The following is a 16,590-nucleotide window of genomic DNA, read 5'->3' on the forward strand; positions in this document are numbered from 1 at the left end:
CAGACGGAGGCCGCCACCGGCACCTCCGCGGAACGGCTCTGACATGGGCCGCCACGCCGACGACGCCCTCCTCCGCCGCCCGACCGCCTCTCATCCCTCCGTCATCGCCGCGACCCGCGTCACCGACGCTCCGAAGACCCGTGGGCTGCCGTCGCGCGCGCCGGCGGATCCCGCTCAGCGGCGGCACGAGCGGATCGTCCTCGTCTTCCTCGCAGTGCTCCTGGCGCTGAGCGTCGTGCAGCTCTACACCCTGGGCCCCGTCACCGCTCCGGTCGCCTGGAGCCTGCTCTTCCTCCCGTACTCCGTCGCGCGGCTGCGCGGCGGGCGGATCGACCGGTTCGTGGTCGTGGTCCTCCTCGTGATCGCCGGCACCCTCTTCGCGCTCACCTACTCCGGAGCACGCGCGGCCGCGCTGCGCGACGTGGTCTCCGTCGTCTCCTTCCTCACTCCGTACCTGGCCGTCCGCGGGCTCGGCGACGGCGCCTGGCGTGTCGTCGGCCGCGCCCTCGGCTGGGCGGCGCCCGTGTTCCTCCTCCAGGTGACGCTCACGATCCTCTTCCAGCTCGATCCCGTGCAGGAGACCGCCTACCTCCGGTGGCCGGACGCGGTGCTGTTCTCCGACATCTACGTGCGGGACATCTTCACGACGTCCTTCAACAACGTCCTGCAGGAGAAGTCGGGAGGGTTCTTCCTCAACGGCAACATCGCCTCGATGTACATGGCCACGACCGGCGCGCTGGCCTTCGCCGTCTGGAGACGGCAGCGGGGGAGGCTCCTCCTGCTCGTCGCCGTCGCCGGGCTGGTCGGCGCCCTCTTCACGCTGTCCAAGACCGCGATCGTCCTCGCGATCGTCCTGCCCCTGCTGGTCGCCGCGATCCGCGGACTCAAGGGACGCAGCCTCGGTCCGGTCGCCTGGATGATCACCATCCCCTCCGGGATCACGGCCGTGTACGCCGTCGCCGTGTCCTTCCCTCAGCTGGCGGAGGCGGGCCTGCTCACGCTCGGGGCCCGCGGCGACTTCCTGCGCCTGGCTGCGAGTGCGTTCCCCGACAACTGGCTGCTGGGGCTGGGGTACGGCGGATGGCAGGAGCTGTGGCTGGCGCGCGGGTCGCAGTTCACCCAGCACAGCGAGCCGCGCCCGCCTCACAACCTCCTCGTCACCGCGTGGACCAACGGCGGGCTCCTGATCGCGCTCCCCGTCCTCGCGTTCCTCCTCCTCGCCACCGTCGCCGTCGTGCGCCTGCTCCTCCGGGTCGCCCGGAACGAGGCCGTCGCCGTCGGGGCGCTCGCCGTCGCCGTCCTCTGGACGTTCCTGCACGGGATGGCCGACAACACCACCTGGTTCGGCGATCAGCACTCGCTCGCGACGCTCGCGGTCTCCGTGGCGCTCGTGGGCGTCCTGTCGGCGGAGGCGCCCGCCGCGCCAGGCCGAGTGCCTCATGGAAGCGCTCCGGCGGCCTCGGCCGGCACGGGTCGGGCGCCGCTGCGACGGCCGCGGAGCCCCGGCCTCGGGCGGCGCTGACGCGACCGCCGCGCCGCAGCCGGTCCGGACACGGACCGCGCCGGTATCATCGACCCGTTATGGCACGCATCTACGACTGCTCCGTCGACACGGACCTCCTGACCGGCACCCGTCTCGCGCGGACGGCCATCGGCCGCGGCGAGCTCGTGGTGATCCCCACCGACACCGTCTACGGCGTCGCGGCCAACGCGTTCGACGCCGCCGCGGTCCAGCGCCTGCTCGACGCGAAGGGACGGACGAGGCAGTCGCCGCCGCCCGTCCTGATCGGGGACGTGGCCGCCCTCGACGCCCTCGCCGAGAACGTGCCGGAGGCGGTGCGCGACCTCGCGCGCGAGTTCTGGCCCGGCGGGCTCACCATCGTCCTGCACGCCCAGCCCTCGCTGGTCTGGGACCTGGGCGAGACGCGCGGGACCGTGGCGCTGCGCATGCCGGACAACCCGGTGACGATCGAGCTCCTCGCCGAGACCGGTCCGCTGGCGGTCTCCTCCGCCAACCGCACCGGGCAGCCCTCGGCCACGACCGCACAGGAGGCGTTCGACCAGCTCGGCGACTCCGTCGACGTCTATCTCGACGCCGGCGCCGCCGGATCGCGCTACAGCGACCGCCCCGCGGGCGCCAGCGAGTCCTCGACGATCGTCGATGCGACAGCGCTGAGCTTCGAGGGCGGCACCCTGCGCATCCTGCGCCAGGGCGTCGTGTCGGCCGAGCGGATCCGCGAGGTCGTCGGCGACCTGCTGCCGGATCCGGACGCGCCCCGCGCCGAGACGTCGGAGCCAGACGCCTCCACGGTCGGCGCGGCGCAGGCCGGGGACCAGCAGGAGCCCGCCGAGACCGCGACCGGCAGCGACCCGTACGCCTTCGAGCGGACCCCGACAGCGCGCCCCGACTGGGCCTCCGGCGCCCGCCTGCAGGACGACTCCGCGCCCGGCGACTCCGCTCCCGTCGATTCCGCCGATGCGCCGGACACGGGCTCGTCGAGCACGAACGCGCCGACGCCCGACACCGGCACAGGCGCCGCCCGCACCGACTCCGCTCCGGGTGAGTAACCGGTGATCACCTTCGCCCTCGTCTCGCTCGCGGTCGCGCTCGTGACCGGAGCGCTGTCGTGGGTCATCTGGAAGCTGAGCCTGAAGTACCGGCTCTACCCGAAGATCCGCGTCAGGGACATGCACACGCGGCCGACCCCCCGCCTGGGCGGCATCGCGATGTTCCTCGGGATCCTCGTCGGCTTCGGCATCGCCTCTCAGCTGCCCTACTTCCGGCTGGTGTTCGCCAATCCCGAGCCGATCCTCGCGATCCTCGGCGCGAGCCTGCTCATCGTCCTCATCGGCGTCGCCGACGACATCTGGGACCTGGACTGGACCACGAAGCTGGCCGGTCAGCTGATCGCCGCCGGCCTGATCGCCTGGAAGGGCGTGCAGATCGTCTCCCTGCCGATCGGCGGCCTGACCGTCGGCTCGCCGTGGATGTCGCTGATCATCACCGTGCTCGCGATCGTCCTGGTCACCAACGCTCTCAACTTCATCGACGGCCTCGACGGCCTCGTGGCGGGCGTCGCCCTGATCGCCAACGGCGTCTTCTTCCTCTACAGCTACCTGCTGGTGCAGCAGACCTCGCCCACCGACTACTTCAACCTGGCCTCGCTCATCGCGGTCCTGCTGGTCGGCGCCTGCGCCGGATTCCTCCCGATCAACTGGCGTCCGGCGCGGATGTTCATGGGCGACAGCGGCGCACTGCTGATCGGGATGCTGATGGCCACCTCCGCGATCGCGGTCACCGGCCAGATCGACCCGGCCCAGCTCGCGGCGAAGGAGCTCCTGCCCGCGTTCATCCCGATCATCCTGCCGTTCGCGATCCTCGTGGTGCCGCTGATGGACTTCGGCCTGGCCGTGATCCGGCGCCTGCGCGCGGGAAAGTCGCCGTTCAGCGCCGACCGGAAGCACCTGCACCACCGCCTGCTCGACATGGGGCACTCCCACCTGCACGCCGTGCTGATCTTCTACGCGTGGACCGCCGTCGTCGCCGTCAGCTGCCTGCTGATGTTCGTGGTCGACGTGCTGTGGGTCCCGCTCGTCTTCCTCGGAGTCGGTCTGCTGGTCTGCACCGTCGTCACGCTCGCCCCGCTCAGCCGCCGCAAGCGGCTCGAGGCGGCGGCGCAGTCCGCGGAGGCCTCACCCGTCCTCGACCCCCTCGACCGCGCGTCCTCGACGGAGCTGCTCCGTCCGCCGGCCGGACTCCCGATCGACCGGGACACGACAGCGCCGACCACGGCGCGGAAGGAAGCATCATGACCGGAGCCTCCCCGGCCACCCCCCGTCCGCAGCCCGCGTCCGTCCCCGTCCTGCGCCGCGCGCTGGTCGTGGGCGGCCTCTTCGTGCTCGCCCTGGCCGTTCTCGGCACCGTCGTCGGCGGGATCGCCGCCGGGGGAGAGGGCGCGATCGGAGCCCTCCTCGGCGCGATCGTCGGCGGCGTGATGGTGCTCCTCACCGCCGCGAGCATCCTCGTCGCCAACCGCCTCGACATCGGCGGGTTCTTCGCCGTCGTCCTCGGCACGTGGCTCGCCAAGTTCGTGCTGTTCGTGATCGCCGCCCTGGTCCTGCGCGATCAGCCGTGGCTGAACAGCACCGCGATGTTCGTCACGATCATCGTCGCCGTCCTGGGGTCCCTGGTGATCGACGTCCTCGTCGTCTCGCGCTCGCGTATGCCGAACGTCAGCGACATCGCTCGATGAGGACGAGCCGAACGGTTCCTGAGAGGACCACGATTCGGCTCTCAGGCCGTTCTGTTGCTACAGTAGGGACGAATCCCGCAGGCGAACGTGTCCTCAGATCGTCTCATCGTTGATGGCGGTCGTCGAGCACGATCGCCGTCCGAGCGGAAAACCCCACCTTTCGTCGTCGCGAGAGCGTTGCGTCCGAATGATTCGATTCGGTCGGCTGCAACGTGCCACGCCCCGAATTCCAGGAGCTAGCGCTGTTTGCTAACGCTGTGACCCTGTTGGTCTCGTCCTCGACCGGTGAGAGTGACTTCCACACCCCGTCGATCTCCGAGTTCTTCCCGCCCGGTTTCCTCTTCGAGGGAACCCCTTTCGAGATCAACCGCGTCATGCTGGTCCGCTTCATCGCGGTCATCGCACTGATGCTGTTCTTCTGGCTCGGGACGCGCAAGCTGCGCCTCGTCCCCGGCCGCTTCCAGAACGTCGTCGAGCTCGCGTTCGACTTCGTCCGCGTCACCATCGCCAAGGACATCCTCGGCGAGAAGGACGCGCGCCGGTTCCTCCCGATCCTCGTGACGATCTTCTTCGCGATCATCTCGATGAACCTGACCGGCATCGTCCCGTTCCTGAACATCGCGGGGACCTCCGTGGTGGGCATGCCGCTCTTCCTCGGCCTGGTCGCCTACGTGACGTTCATCTACGCGGGCATCAAGGACCGGGGGATGGGCTTCTTCAAGAACGCCCTGTTCCCGCCCGGAGCGCCGTTCCTGATCTACTTCATTCTCACGCCGATCGAGCTGCTGCAGACGTTCATCATCCGTCCGCTCTCGCTCGCGCTGCGGCTCGTGATGAACATGATCGTCGGCCACCTCCTGCTGGTGCTGTGCTTCTCGGCCACGCAGTTCTTCCTCTTCAGCTCCCAGATCGACCCGGGCTTCAAGCTCTTCGGCGTCGTGACCTTCGCCTTCGGCGGTGCGTTCACGCTCTTCGAGCTCCTCGTCGCCGTGCTGCAGGCCTACATCTTCACCCTCCTCGCTGCGGTCTACATCCAGTTGGCCGTCGCCGAGGAGCACTGACCCCACTACTCACGGGCTCCCGCCCGTTCTCACGATCACCCCACTGAAAGGACCCACTCGTGGACTCAGTCACCGTTCTCGCCGAACTCACCGGCAACATCGCGACGGTCGGTTACGGCCTCGCAGCGATCGGCCCCGGCATCGGTGTCGGCATCGTCGCGGGCAAGACCGTCGAGGCCATGGCGCGCCAGCCCGAGATGGCCGGCCGCCTCCAGACCACGATGTTCCTCGGCATCGCGTTCACCGAGGTGCTCGCGCTCATCGGCCTCGCCACCTACTTCATCTTCGCGGCGTAGTCGTGTTCAGCACCGCTGTGAACATCGCTGCGGAAGAAGGTGACGTCCCCGCGGTCATTCTGATCCCGGAGTTCTACGACTTCTTCTGGTCGGGGGTGATCTTCCTCATCCTGCTGTTCTTCTTCTGGAGGCTGGTCCTGCCGCGCCTGCAGAAGATGCTCGACGCGCGCTCCGCCGCGATCGAGGGGAACATCGCGAAGGCCGACGAGGCCCAGCGACAGGCCGAGGCCGCCCTCGAGAAGTACACCGCCCAGCTGGCCGAGGCCCGCGCCGAGGCCGGAGTGATCCGTGAGAAGGCGAACGCCGACGGCAACGCGATCGTGGCGGCGAAGAAGGAGCAGGCGCAGGTCGAGGCCGAGCGCATCCTCCACAACGCGCACGCCCAGATCGAGGCGGACCGTCAGGCCGCCGTGGTCTCGCTCCGCTCCGAAGTCGGAACCCTCGCCATCGATCTCGCCTCCGGCGTGATCGGCGAGAGCCTCAACGACGACGCGAAGGCGTCCGCGATCGTGGACCGCTTCCTCGCCGACCTCGAGGCCTCGGAGAAGGCGAACAACTGATGGGCAGCGCGTCCAGGCAGGCACTCGCATCGGCGAAGGCGGAGCTCTCCGCCCTCGCCGGTCAGGCGTCCCTCGACACGGCCCAGCAGCTCTTCGAGGCCGCACGGATCATCGACGGCCAGGCGCAGCTGCGCGGGGCCCTCGCCGACCCGAGCGCCGACTCGAGCAGCAAGCAGGCTCTCGTCGCCCGCGTGTTCGGTCCCTTCGGCGAGCCGGCCAAGCGCCTGCTCACCGTGATCGTCGGCCACCGCTGGTCGAGCCCGAGCGACATGGTCGCCGGGGTCGAGGAGGTCGGGGTCCGCGCGATCGCGTCCTCCGCTCCGGAGGGCGTCAACCTCGAGAAGGAGCTCCACTCCTTCGGCGAGGTCGTCGCCTCCGACGCCCAGCTCGAGCTCGCGCTCGGCAGCAAGCTCGCCGCCGCCGACTCGAAGGTCGCGCTCGTGCAGCGCCTCCTCGAGGGCAAGGCCGCGGCCGAGACGCTGGCGATCCTCCGGCAGCTGATCGCGCACCCGCGCGGTCGCCGCATCCCGGAGCTCGTCCGCTTCGCAGCAGGCGTGGTCGCCGACCAGGGCGGGTTCATCCTCGCCACGGTCTCGGTCGCCGCACCGATCGCCCCCGAGCAGCTCGACCGGCTCCGCTCGGCGCTCACGCGCCAGTACAGCCGACCGGTCTCCGTCAACGTCGTGGTCGATCCCTCCCTCCTGGGCGGAATGCGCCTGCACGTCGGCGACGAGGTCATCGACGGAACCGTCTCCGCACGGCTGTCCGACCTGAAGCTCCAGCTCGCGTCCTGACGGGCGCACGTATCCTCAGAGGGCACTGCCCTCGACCCCCGCACCATCCAGGTCAGGCCCCGACGACCTCTTCGGCTCGCACGGACCCAACGAATAGGAATTCCCATGGCAGATATCACCATCAGCCCGGATGAGATCCGCGACGCGCTGAAGGACTTCGTCTCGTCGTACGAGCCGGGCAAGGCCTCCACCACCGAGGTCGGCTACGTCATCGACGCCGCCGACGGCATCGCCCACGTCGAGGGCCTCCCCGGCGTCATGGCCAACGAGCTCATCCGCTTCTCCAACGGCGTCCTGGGCCTGGCCCAGAACCTCGACGAGAACGAGATCGGCGTCGTCGTCCTCGGCGAGTTCTCCGGCATCGAGGAGGGCATGGAGGTCACCCGCACCGGCGAGGTCCTCTCGGTCCCCGTCGGCGACGGCTACCTCGGCCGCGTCGTCGACCCGCTCGGCAACCCGATCGACGGACTCGGCGAGATCGCCTCCGAGGGCCGCCGCGCCCTCGAGCTCCAGGCTCCCGGCGTCATGTCGCGCAAGTCGGTCCACGAGCCGCTGCAGACCGGCATCAAGGCCATCGACGCGATGATCCCGGTCGGACGCGGCCAGCGCCAGCTCATCATCGGCGACCGCCAGACCGGCAAGACGGCCATCGCGATCGACACGATCATCAACCAGAAGGCCAACTGGGAGTCGGGCGACACGAACAAGCAGGTCCGCTGCATCTACGTCGCCATCGGCCAGAAGGGCTCGACCATCGCCTCGGTGAAGGGCGCGCTCGAGGACGCCGGAGCGATGGAGTACACGACCATCGTCGCGTCCCCCGCCTCCGACCCCGCCGGCTTCAAGTACCTCGCCCCCTACACCGGCTCGGCCATCGGCCAGCACTGGATGTACGGCGGCAAGCACGTCCTGATCATCTTCGACGACCTGTCGAAGCAGGCCGAGGCCTACCGCGCCGTGTCGCTCCTCCTGCGCCGCCCGCCGGGACGCGAGGCGTACCCGGGTGACGTCTTCTACCTGCACTCCCGTCTGCTGGAGCGCTGCGCGAAGCTGTCCGACGAGCTCGGCGCCGGCTCGATGACCGGTCTCCCGATCATCGAGACCAAGGCGAACGACGTCTCGGCCTACATCCCGACCAACGTGATCTCGATCACCGACGGCCAGATCTTCCTCCAGTCCGACCTCTTCAACGCCAACCAGCGTCCCGCGGTCGATGTGGGCATCTCGGTCTCGCGGGTCGGCGGCGACGCGCAGGTCAAGTCGATCAAGAAGGTCTCCGGCACGCTGAAGCTCGAGCTGGCGCAGTACCGCTCGCTCGAGGCCTTCGCGATGTTCGCCTCCGACCTCGACGCCGCATCGCGCCGTCAGCTCGCCCGCGGCGCCCGCCTGACCGAGCTGCTCAAGCAGCCGCAGTACTCGCCGTACCCCGTCGAGGAGCAGGTCGTCTCGATCTGGGCCGGAACGAACGGCAAGCTCGACGAGGTTCCGGTCCCCGACGTGCTGCGCTTCGAGCGCGAGCTCCTGGACTACCTGGGCCGCAACACCCAGGTGCTGAACACCCTCCGCGACACCAACGTGCTCTCCGACGACACCGTCGCCGAGCTCAACCGTGCCGTCGACGGCTTCAAGCTGGAGTTCCAGACCGGTGAGGGCAAGCCGCTCGCCTCGGTCGGGCGCGAGGAGCACCAGGCCATCGCGGCCGACGAGGTCGGCCAGGAGAAGATCGTCAAGGGCCGTCGCTGACCAGCGGCACCCTGACGATTCGCCACTTTTAGGACAACAGGAGACACATGGGAGCGCAACTCCGGGTCTACCGGTCGAAGATCCGCTCGGCCCAGACGACCAAGAAGATCACTCGGGCCATGGAGCTGATCTCGGCCTCGCGCATCCAGAAGGCGCAGAACCGCGTCGCTGCCGCGGCGCCGTACTCGAACGCGATCACGCGCGCCGTGTCCGCTGTCGCGACCTACTCGAACGTGGAGCACCCGCTCACGACCGAGCGCGAGAAGCTGGACACGGCCGCGATCGTGATCTTCACCTCCGACCGCGGCCTCGCCGGCGCGTTCTCCTCGAGCGTGCTCAAGGAGGCCGAGGAGCTGGCCGCGCTGCTGCGCAGCGAGGGCAAGGAGGTCGTCTTCTACCTGGTCGGCCGCAAGGCGAACGCGTACTTCTCGTTCCGGAAGCGGGCCAGCGTCCGCGTCTGGACGGGCGGCACCGACCAGCCCGTGTTCGAGACGGCGAAGGAGATCGCGGACGCGGTCGTCGAGTCGTACAACCTCGATGACGAGGAGGGCGGCGTGGACGAGATCCACCTCGTCTACAACCGCTTCGTCAGCATGGTCACCCAGCAGCCGACCGTCGTCCGGCTGCTGCCGCTCGAGGTCGTCGAGGGCGCCGAGGAGCAGAACAGCGAGCTGTACCCGCTCTACGAGTTCGAGCCCGACCCCGAGACGGTCCTCGACCGCCTCCTGCCCGTGTACGTCGAGAGCCGCATCTTCAACGCGATGCTGCAGTCGGCGGCCTCGGAGCACGCGGCACGCCAGAAGGCCATGAAGTCGGCGAGCGACAACGCGGACACGCTGATCAAGACCTACACGCGTCTCGCCAACAACGCCCGCCAGACCGAGATCACGCAGCAGATCGCCGAGATCGTCGGCGGCGCCGACGCCCTGTCCTCCTCCAAGTAAGAGGGCTCCGCTCCACACAGTTTCGACTCCGCCCTCCGGGAGCGGTGAGACCACAGAAGGAAGTAGCAATGACACTGACCGCACCTGAGGCGGCGACCGGGACGTCGGGCGGGGCCATCGGCCGCATCGCCCGCGTCACCGGCCCCGTCGTTGACATCGAGTTCCCCCACGACGCGATCCCCGAGGTCTACAACGCGCTCTACACGCACGTCGAGGTCGAGGGCGTCTCGAGCAAGCTGACCTTCGAGGTCGCGCAGCACCTGGGCGACGACCTCGTCCGGGCCATCTCCCTGAACCCCACCGACGGACTCGTCCGCGGCCAGGAGGTCCACGACACCGGCCTGCCGATCTCGGTCCCGGTCGGCGACGTGACCAAGGGCAAGGTCTTCAACGTGATCGGCGAGGTGCTCAACGCCGACGCCGACGGGAAGATCAACGGCGAGTCGTTCGAGATCACCGAGCGCTGGCCCATCCACCGCAAGCCCCCGCAGTTCGACCAGCTCGAGTCCAAGACCGAGCTGTTCGAGACCGGCATCAAGGTCATCGACCTGCTCACTCCGTACGTGCAGGGCGGCAAGATCGGCCTGTTCGGCGGCGCGGGCGTCGGCAAGACCGTCCTCATCCAGGAGATGATCCAGCGCGTCGCGCAGGACCACGGTGGAGTGTCCGTGTTCGCCGGCGTCGGCGAGCGCACCCGTGAGGGCAACGACCTCATCGCCGAGATGGAGGAGGCGGGCGTCTTCGACAAGACCGCGCTCGTCTTCGGCCAGATGGACGAGCCGCCGGGAACGCGTCTGCGCGTCGCCCTGTCGGCACTGACCATGGCGGAGTACTTCCGCGATGTGCAGAAGCAGGACGTGCTGCTCTTCATCGACAACATCTTCCGCTTCACTCAGGCCGGCTCGGAGGTGTCGACCCTCCTGGGCCGCATGCCCTCCGCGGTGGGATACCAGCCGAACCTCGCCGACGAGATGGGTGTGCTCCAGGAGCGCATCACCTCGACGCGCGGACACTCGATCACCTCGCTGCAGGCGATCTACGTCCCCGCCGACGACTACACCGACCCGGCGCCGGCGACCACCTTCGCCCACCTCGACGCGACCACCGAGCTCTCCCGTGAGATCGCGTCGAAGGGCCTCTACCCGGCCGTCGACCCGCTCACGTCCACCTCGCGCATCCTCGACCCCCGCTACCTGGGCGCCGACCACTACCGCGTGGCGACGAACGTGAAGCAGATCCTGCAGAAGAACAAGGAGCTGCAGGAGATCATCGCGATCCTCGGTGTCGACGAGCTGTCGGAGGAGGACAAGATCACGGTGTCGCGTGCGCGCCGGATCCAGCAGTTCCTCTCGCAGAACACCTACATGGCGAAGAAGTTCACCGGTGTCGAGGGTTCGACCGTCCCGCTGAAGGACACGATCGAGTCGTTCGACGCGATCACCAAGGGCGAGTTCGACCACGTGGCCGAGCAGGCGTTCTTCAACGTCGGCTCGATCTCGGACGTCGAGGAGAAGTGGACCCAGATCCAGAAGGAGAACGGCTGATCATGGCCGGGACCCTGAAGGTCAGCGTCGTGTCCGCGAACGCCGAGGTGTGGTCCGGAGAGGCGAAGCAGCTCACGGCTCGCACGGTCGAGGGCGAGATCGGCATCCTCGCCGGCCACGAGCCGATGCTCGCGATCCTCGCCACCGGCGAGGTGCGCGTCACGGCCCTGGACGGCACGCGTCTCACCGCGCAGGCCGACGACGGCTTCCTGTCCGTCGAGAACGACGTGGTGACCGTGGTCGCCCGTCAGGCATCGCTGGTCTAGTACACCGCCGCTCACCGCGGCACGGAGGGGCCGGACGATCATCGCGATCGTCCGGCCCCTTCGTCGTGCCGCCCGTCCCTCTTCTCCGAAGGAGTCCTATGCACGTCCTGCTGCCACCGTCCGAGACGAAGCGCGACGGCGGCGACGAGCCGTTCGTGCTCGAGTCGCTCGCCTTCCCCGAGCTCCACGCGAAGCGGCGCGAGCTGGCGGAGGCGCTGATCGCGCTGGCCGGGGACCGCGAGCTCTCTGCCCGGGTGCTGAAGCTCGGTCCGCGTCAGTTCGGCGAGATCGATCGCAACGCGGGGCTCGCGACCGCGGCAGGTCTCCCCGCGGTCGACCGCTTCGACGGGGTGCTCTTCGATGCGCTCGACGCGCGCAGCCTCGATTCCGGTGCACGGGAGGTGCTCGGTCGGACGGCGATCGTGCAGTCCGCGCTCTGGGGGCCGATCCGCGCCCTCGACCTGATCCCTGCCTACCGTCTGTCCCACGACTCCCGTGTGCCGGGGAGACCGCTCAAGCGGTGGTGGGCGGCGGAGGCCGGGCGGGTGCTGAGCGCGCTCGACGGGCTCGTCCTCGATCTGCGGAGCGAGGCGTACGCGGCGCTCGGACCGGTTCCTGCGGGCGAGGGGCGGTTCTTCGTCCGCGTCCGCTCGCGCGGGGCCGACGGCGTCCTCCGGTCGCTGAACCACTTCAACAAGCAGGGCAAGGGGCGCTTCGTCAGGGCGCTGGCGGAGGACCGGGTGGCGACGGAGTCGCTCGGCGAGCTCTCGGCGTGGGCGGCCGGGCGCGGGTTCCTGCTCGCCGAGAACCGGCACACGGGAGAGCTCGACCTCGTCGTGCCGGAGTCGTAGGCGTCAGCGTCGGCGCCAGCAGCCGGTGAGGTGGTCGTCGACGACTCCGGCCGACTGCATCAGCGCGTACGCGGTGGTCGGTCCGACGAAGCGGAGCCCAGCGGCCTTCAGCGCTCGCGCGAGCGCCGTCGACCCGGGCGTCGTCGCAGGGACGTCGGCGGCTCGGACCACCCGGTCCTCGACGTTCGGATCGTGGAAGGACCACACGAGCTCGTCGAGCGCGCCCTCGCCTCTCTGCTCGAGGAGCGCGAGCACGGCCCGGGCGTTGTCCCGGGTGGCTATGATCTTCGCGCGGTTCCGGATGATGCCGCTGTCCTCCATCAGCCGCTCGACATCGGTGTCGTCGTACCGGGCGACCCGGGCCGGATCGAAGCCGTCGAAGGCCTCGCGGAACCTCGGCCGCTTGCGGAGGATCGTGATCCAGGAGAGGCCGGACTGGAACGCCTCGAGGGAGATCTTCTCGAACAGCGGGCGATCTCCGTGCAGCGGGGTGCCCCATTCCTCGTCGTGGTAGCGGCGGTACTCCGGATCCGCGCCGCTCCAGGCGCAGCGGACCAGGCCGTCCTCTCCCTCGACGAGTCCGTCGGCCGTGCTCATCGGTGGGGGATCCCCTCGTGATCGAGAAGCCAGGCTTTCGTGGCGACGCCCTCGCCCGCGCTGAAGCCGGTGATCCGTCCGTCGCTCGCGAGGACGCGGTGGCAGCCCACGATGATCGGCACCGGGTTCGCACCGACCGCTCCGCCGATCGGCCGGCCCGCCCGGGGGCGACCGGCGGCCGTGCCCAGTGCGCCGTAGGAGGTGATCTCCCCGAAGCCCAGAGCCTGGAGCCGCCGCCAGATCTCGAGCTGGAAGGGCGTGCCGCGCAGAGCGACCGGCAGATCGAAAGAGCGGCGGGTCCCGTCGAAGTACTCGTCCAGCTGCTCGACGGCCCGCAGGAGCACCGGGAGGTCCGACTCCGGGAGGTGCTCGTGCGGGAGCAGACCGGCCTGCTCGATGGCGAGCGAGACGATCGCATCGCCGTCGCTGCCCACCTCGATGCGGCCGAGGGGGCTCGTCGTCCGTCGGACGTGAAGGGGAGTCGTTCTCATGCGTCGAGAGTATCCGCGGGACTCCCCACCGACCGGCGGGAATCGGACACCGGTGCAGAACTCGCCCGATCGGTCCCTGTGGAGGGATTCCTGGCCGGAGGTCGCCATCCGTGCGTCGGCGATTCGGTGTCGATGGGACCTCTCCCTCCACAGGCGGCGATCTCGAGATCCTTCCGATGATCCCGGAGGACCGTCGCTCCCGGCGGGTGCGGTGGTCGGCAGGATCGCAGCATGACCTCCTCAGCGCTCCTCCTCCACCCCGGTCCCGCCTCGCGTGTCCCGGCCTCACCCGACGACGCCGCACTGTTCCATGCCGCTCACGGATCCCGGCGGGGTGCGGCCGAGGCGAGCCTCGTGCTCGTCCCGTTCCGGGCCGGCGCGCCGAGCGGCTCGCTCCGCTTCGAGCTGTCGGGGGCGGATCCGTCCCTGGTCGCGCGGGCCTGCCTCGGTGCGCTCGGGCGGTTCGGGCGGGTGCAGCGGGCACTCGCGCTGGTGCATCCCGGCGAGGCGGGTCCGGAGTCGTGCGAGGAGCTCGTCGCCGCCCTCGAGGAGCGTGCGCGCCGGCTCCCAGGCCTCGCCCTCCGCGTCGCCGTGCTCCCGTCGTCCGGCCGTGACGACGGGCTCGAGGCCGGCGACCGGGACGACCCGCGAGCGGTGGCCGCCGCGGTCGACCGTCTCCTCGACCGCCACCCGCGGGCCGAACTGCCCGACGTGCTGTTGCACGGCGTCGACGACCTCGTCCGGCGAGCTCTCACCGGTCCCGATCCCGAGGTCCGGCCGGCGGGCCTGGCTGCGCTCGTCGTGGCCGTGCAGCGCAGCCGCGGTGCGGACCGCGTGCTGCGGTCGGCGCGGAGCGGTGACCCCGGCGCGGCGGGAGCGCTCGCCCCGCTGCTCCGCCGTGCCGCCGTCGTCGCACCCGCGAGCGAGCGAGCCGGAGTGCTCGTCCTCCTCGCGCGGATCCTGGCCGGTGAGGGCCGTGCCGACGAGGCCGGACGGCTCGCCGACGAGGCCGTCGCCCTCGATCCGCACCACGCAGGTGCGCGCCGGGTCGCGGCCGCACTCGCCGCCGATCGGCGAGAGCGCGCCGCGTGAGGGCGCTAGAGCCGCGACCAGGCCTCGGTGAGAACGCTCCGGAGGATCTGCTCGATCTCGTCGAACTCGCGCGGGCCGATGGTGAGCGGCGGTGCGAGCTGCACGACGGGATCGCCTCGGTCGTCCGCCCGGCAGTACAGCCCCGCGTCGAAGAGCCCCTTCGAGAGGAATCCGCGCAGCAGCCGCTCCGACTCGTCCTCGTCGAACGTCTCCTTCGTCGCCTTGTCCTTCACCAGCTCGATGCCGAAGAAGTAGCCGTCGCCTCGGACGTCGCCGACGATCGGCAGGTCGAGCAGCTTCTCGAGCGTGGACCGGAAGGCGGGCGAGTTCTCTCGCACGCGCTCGTTCAGGCCCTCCTCCTCGAAGATGTCGAGGTTCTCGAGCGCGACCGCGGCCGAGACGGGGTGGCCGCCGAAGGTGTAGCCGTGCGGGAAGACGACCTGACCGTGGCGGAAGGGCTCGTAGATCCGATCGCTGACGATCGTCGCGCCGATGGGGGAGTAGCCGCTGGTCATCCCCTTCGCGCAGGTGATCATGTCCGGCACGTACCCGTACTCGTCGCAGGCGAACATGTGCCCGATGCGGCCGAACGCGCAGATCACCTCATCGGACACCAGCAGCACGTCGTGCTTGTCGCAGATCTCGCGGACCCTCTGGAAGTACCCGGGAGGGGGCGGGAAGCAGCCGCCCGAGTTCTGCACGGGCTCCAGGAACACGGCGGCCACCGTTTCCGGCCCCTCGAACTCGATCATCTCCTCGATGCGGTTCGCCGCCCACAGGCCGAACGCCTCCAGGTCGTCGCCGTGCTCGGGAGCCCGGTAGAAGTTGGTGTTGGGGACGCGGAAGCCGCCCGGCACCAGCGGCTCGAACATCGACTTCATCCCGGGAATGCCCGTGATCGCGAGCGCTCCCTGGGGAGTGCCGTGATAGGCGACCGAGCGCGAGACGACCTTGTGCTTGCCCGGCTTGCCCTGCAGCTTCCAGTAGTGCTTGGCGAGCTTGAAAGCCGTCTCCACCGCCTCGCCGCCGCCGGTCGAGAAGAAGACCCGGTTGAGGTCGCCCGGCGCGTGGTCGGCGAGCCGGTCGGCCAGCTCGATCGCCGAGGGGGTCGCGTAGGACCAGAGCGGGAAGAAGGAGAGCTCGGACGCCTGCTTCGCCGCGGCCTCCGCCAGTCGGCGCCGCCCGTGTCCCGCATTGACGACGAAGAGGCCGGACAGGCCGTCGAAGTACTTGCGCCCGGTGCTGTCCCAGATGTGATGTCCCTCGCCGCGAGTGATGATCGGCACGCCTGCGCCGGAGTCCATCGTCGACTGACGGGTGAAGTGCATCCAGAGATGGTCCTTCGCCTTCTTCTGCAGGGAGGCGTCGTCGATCCCCCCTGGCGCGTCGGTCCCGCGGACGGGATCGCCCGACTCGAGGCCGGAGGTCGAGAAGGCTGTCTCGGTGGTCATCTTTTACCGCGTTCCCCAGTTGTAGAACTGCTTGTGGAGCTTCAGATAGACGAAGGTCTCGGTCGAGAGCACGCCGGGAAGCGACCGGATCTCCTGGTTGAGCAGGGCGATCAGATCGTCGTCGTTCTCGCACACGACCTCGGCGAGGATGTCGAAGGAGCCGGCTGTCAGCACGACGTAGTCGACGGCGGGGATGGAGGCGAGCCGGTCCGCGACGTCGCGGGTGTCGCCGGTGACGCGCACACCGATCATCGCCTGACGGTAGAAGCCGAGCTGCATCGGATCCGTCACCGCGACGATCTGCATGACGCCCGACTCGGTGAGCTTCTGCACCCGCTGCCGGACGGCCGCCTCGCTCAGGCCCACGGCCTTGCCGATCTCGGCGTACGAGCGCCGACCGTCGGCCTGCAGCTGCTCGATGATCGCCTTCGACACCTCGTCGAGCTGGACAGGACGCTGAGAGGGTGGGCGAGACGGGGCCATGCGGCGATTCTGGCAGTCCACGGGTACCCGGGCAAGTGGATCCGCACGTCGGAGCTCGATCCGGCATCGGATCCGGTGGTCGGAGGGTCGAGCCGTCTACGCGACGGACATCGGGCGGCAGCGATGGCGGCCGGCTCGGCGGAGGGCCGTCAGCGACTACCATC

At 69.6% G+C, this 16,590-nt stretch carries 18 protein-coding genes; 14 read left to right on the top strand and 4 right to left on the bottom strand.

What is annotated here, in order from left to right:
- Window positions 1-43 precede the first annotated feature (43 nt).
- The 13 genes from C5C59_RS07030 to C5C59_RS07090 all read left to right on the top strand — a co-directional run bounded on the left by C5C59_RS07030 (window position 44) and on the right by C5C59_RS07090 (window position 12,312).
- Window positions 44-1,522, top strand: coding sequence for an O-antigen ligase (locus C5C59_RS07030; RefSeq protein ID WP_104237586.1), 1,479 nt, complete (start codon window positions 44-46; stop codon window positions 1,520-1,522).
- A gap of 59 nt (window positions 1,523-1,581) precedes the next feature.
- Complete coding sequence (locus C5C59_RS07035; protein ID WP_104237587.1) at window positions 1,582-2,568, top strand: L-threonylcarbamoyladenylate synthase; 987 nt, start codon at window positions 1,582-1,584, stop codon at window positions 2,566-2,568.
- 3 nt (window positions 2,569-2,571) lie between these two features.
- Window positions 2,572-3,813: an MraY family glycosyltransferase gene (locus tag C5C59_RS07040; RefSeq protein WP_181065442.1), complete on the top strand. Its 1,242-nt coding sequence runs from the start codon at window positions 2,572-2,574 to the stop codon at window positions 3,811-3,813.
- Window positions 3,810-4,253: a hypothetical protein gene (locus tag C5C59_RS07045; RefSeq protein ID WP_104223021.1), complete on the top strand. Its 444-nt coding sequence runs from the start codon at window positions 3,810-3,812 to the stop codon at window positions 4,251-4,253. Before C5C59_RS07040 ends, C5C59_RS07045 begins: the two co-directional genes overlap by 4 nt.
- A gap of 257 nt (window positions 4,254-4,510) precedes the next feature.
- Complete coding sequence (gene atpB / locus C5C59_RS07050) at window positions 4,511-5,314, top strand: F0F1 ATP synthase subunit A (protein ID WP_068254016.1); 804 nt, start codon at window positions 4,511-4,513, stop codon at window positions 5,312-5,314.
- A gap of 59 nt (window positions 5,315-5,373) precedes the next feature.
- Window positions 5,374-5,610, top strand: coding sequence for an ATP synthase F0 subunit C (locus tag C5C59_RS07055; RefSeq protein ID WP_055794702.1), 237 nt, complete (start codon window positions 5,374-5,376; stop codon window positions 5,608-5,610).
- 2 nt (window positions 5,611-5,612) lie between these two features.
- Window positions 5,613-6,170, top strand: a complete 558-nt coding sequence (locus tag C5C59_RS07060; RefSeq protein ID WP_244229449.1) for a F0F1 ATP synthase subunit B — start codon at window positions 5,613-5,615, stop codon at window positions 6,168-6,170.
- Window positions 6,170-6,964: a F0F1 ATP synthase subunit delta gene (locus C5C59_RS07065; protein ID WP_104237588.1), complete on the top strand. Its 795-nt coding sequence runs from the start codon at window positions 6,170-6,172 to the stop codon at window positions 6,962-6,964. Before C5C59_RS07060 ends, C5C59_RS07065 begins: the two co-directional genes overlap by 1 nt.
- Before the next feature lie 105 nt (window positions 6,965-7,069).
- On the top strand, window positions 7,070-8,707 hold the full coding sequence (gene atpA / locus C5C59_RS07070; protein ID WP_104223023.1) for a F0F1 ATP synthase subunit alpha: 1,638 nt from the start codon (window positions 7,070-7,072) through the stop codon (window positions 8,705-8,707).
- 47 nt (window positions 8,708-8,754) lie between these two features.
- Window positions 8,755-9,651, top strand: coding sequence for a F0F1 ATP synthase subunit gamma (locus C5C59_RS07075; RefSeq protein ID WP_104223024.1), 897 nt, complete (start codon window positions 8,755-8,757; stop codon window positions 9,649-9,651).
- A 68-nt stretch (window positions 9,652-9,719) separates the two neighbouring features.
- Window positions 9,720-11,195 (top strand): F0F1 ATP synthase subunit beta, encoded by a 1,476-nt coding sequence (atpD, locus tag C5C59_RS07080; RefSeq protein ID WP_104223025.1) that lies wholly within the window; start codon window positions 9,720-9,722, stop codon window positions 11,193-11,195.
- A gap of 2 nt (window positions 11,196-11,197) precedes the next feature.
- Window positions 11,198-11,461, top strand: coding sequence for a F0F1 ATP synthase subunit epsilon (locus C5C59_RS07085; protein WP_104223026.1), 264 nt, complete (start codon window positions 11,198-11,200; stop codon window positions 11,459-11,461).
- A 98-nt stretch (window positions 11,462-11,559) separates the two neighbouring features.
- On the top strand, window positions 11,560-12,312 hold the full coding sequence (locus C5C59_RS07090) for a YaaA family protein (RefSeq protein ID WP_104237589.1): 753 nt from the start codon (window positions 11,560-11,562) through the stop codon (window positions 12,310-12,312).
- 3 nt (window positions 12,313-12,315) lie between these two features.
- Here the strand turns inward: C5C59_RS07090 and C5C59_RS07095 are convergent, their stop codons facing one another.
- Complete coding sequence (locus C5C59_RS07095; RefSeq protein WP_104237590.1) at window positions 12,316-12,909, bottom strand: DNA-3-methyladenine glycosylase I; 594 nt, start codon at window positions 12,907-12,909, stop codon at window positions 12,316-12,318.
- Entirely contained in the window at window positions 12,906-13,400 is a 495-nt protein-coding gene (locus tag C5C59_RS07100; RefSeq protein ID WP_104237591.1) for a methylated-DNA--[protein]-cysteine S-methyltransferase, read from the bottom strand. Before C5C59_RS07100 ends, C5C59_RS07095 begins: the two co-directional genes overlap by 4 nt.
- A 231-nt stretch (window positions 13,401-13,631) precedes the next feature.
- On the opposite strand from C5C59_RS07100, the gene C5C59_RS07105 reads away from it, so the two are divergent.
- On the top strand, window positions 13,632-14,492 hold the full coding sequence (locus tag C5C59_RS07105; protein WP_104237592.1) for a hypothetical protein: 861 nt from the start codon (window positions 13,632-13,634) through the stop codon (window positions 14,490-14,492).
- Window positions 14,493-14,497: 5 nt separating this feature from the next.
- On the opposite strand, the gene C5C59_RS07110 is transcribed toward C5C59_RS07105, so the two are convergent.
- Together C5C59_RS07110 and C5C59_RS07115 are read right to left on the bottom strand one after the other, a co-directional pair.
- The gene (locus C5C59_RS07110; protein ID WP_104237593.1) at window positions 14,498-15,943 is read right to left on the bottom strand and encodes an aspartate aminotransferase family protein; all 1,446 of its coding nucleotides are present in this window, start codon (window positions 15,941-15,943) and stop codon (window positions 14,498-14,500) included.
- Between the two features lie 3 nt (window positions 15,944-15,946).
- Window positions 15,947-16,426 carry an Lrp/AsnC family transcriptional regulator gene (locus C5C59_RS07115; RefSeq protein WP_104223032.1) on the bottom strand — a complete coding sequence of 160 codons (480 nt, stop codon included), beginning with the start codon at window positions 16,424-16,426 and terminating at the stop codon, window positions 15,947-15,949.
- Window positions 16,427-16,590 lie beyond the last annotated feature (164 nt).

This window comes from Rathayibacter sp. AY1F4 (assembly GCF_002931775.1).
In the GTDB taxonomy this organism is placed as follows: Bacteria; Actinomycetota; Actinomycetes; order Actinomycetales; family Microbacteriaceae; genus Rathayibacter.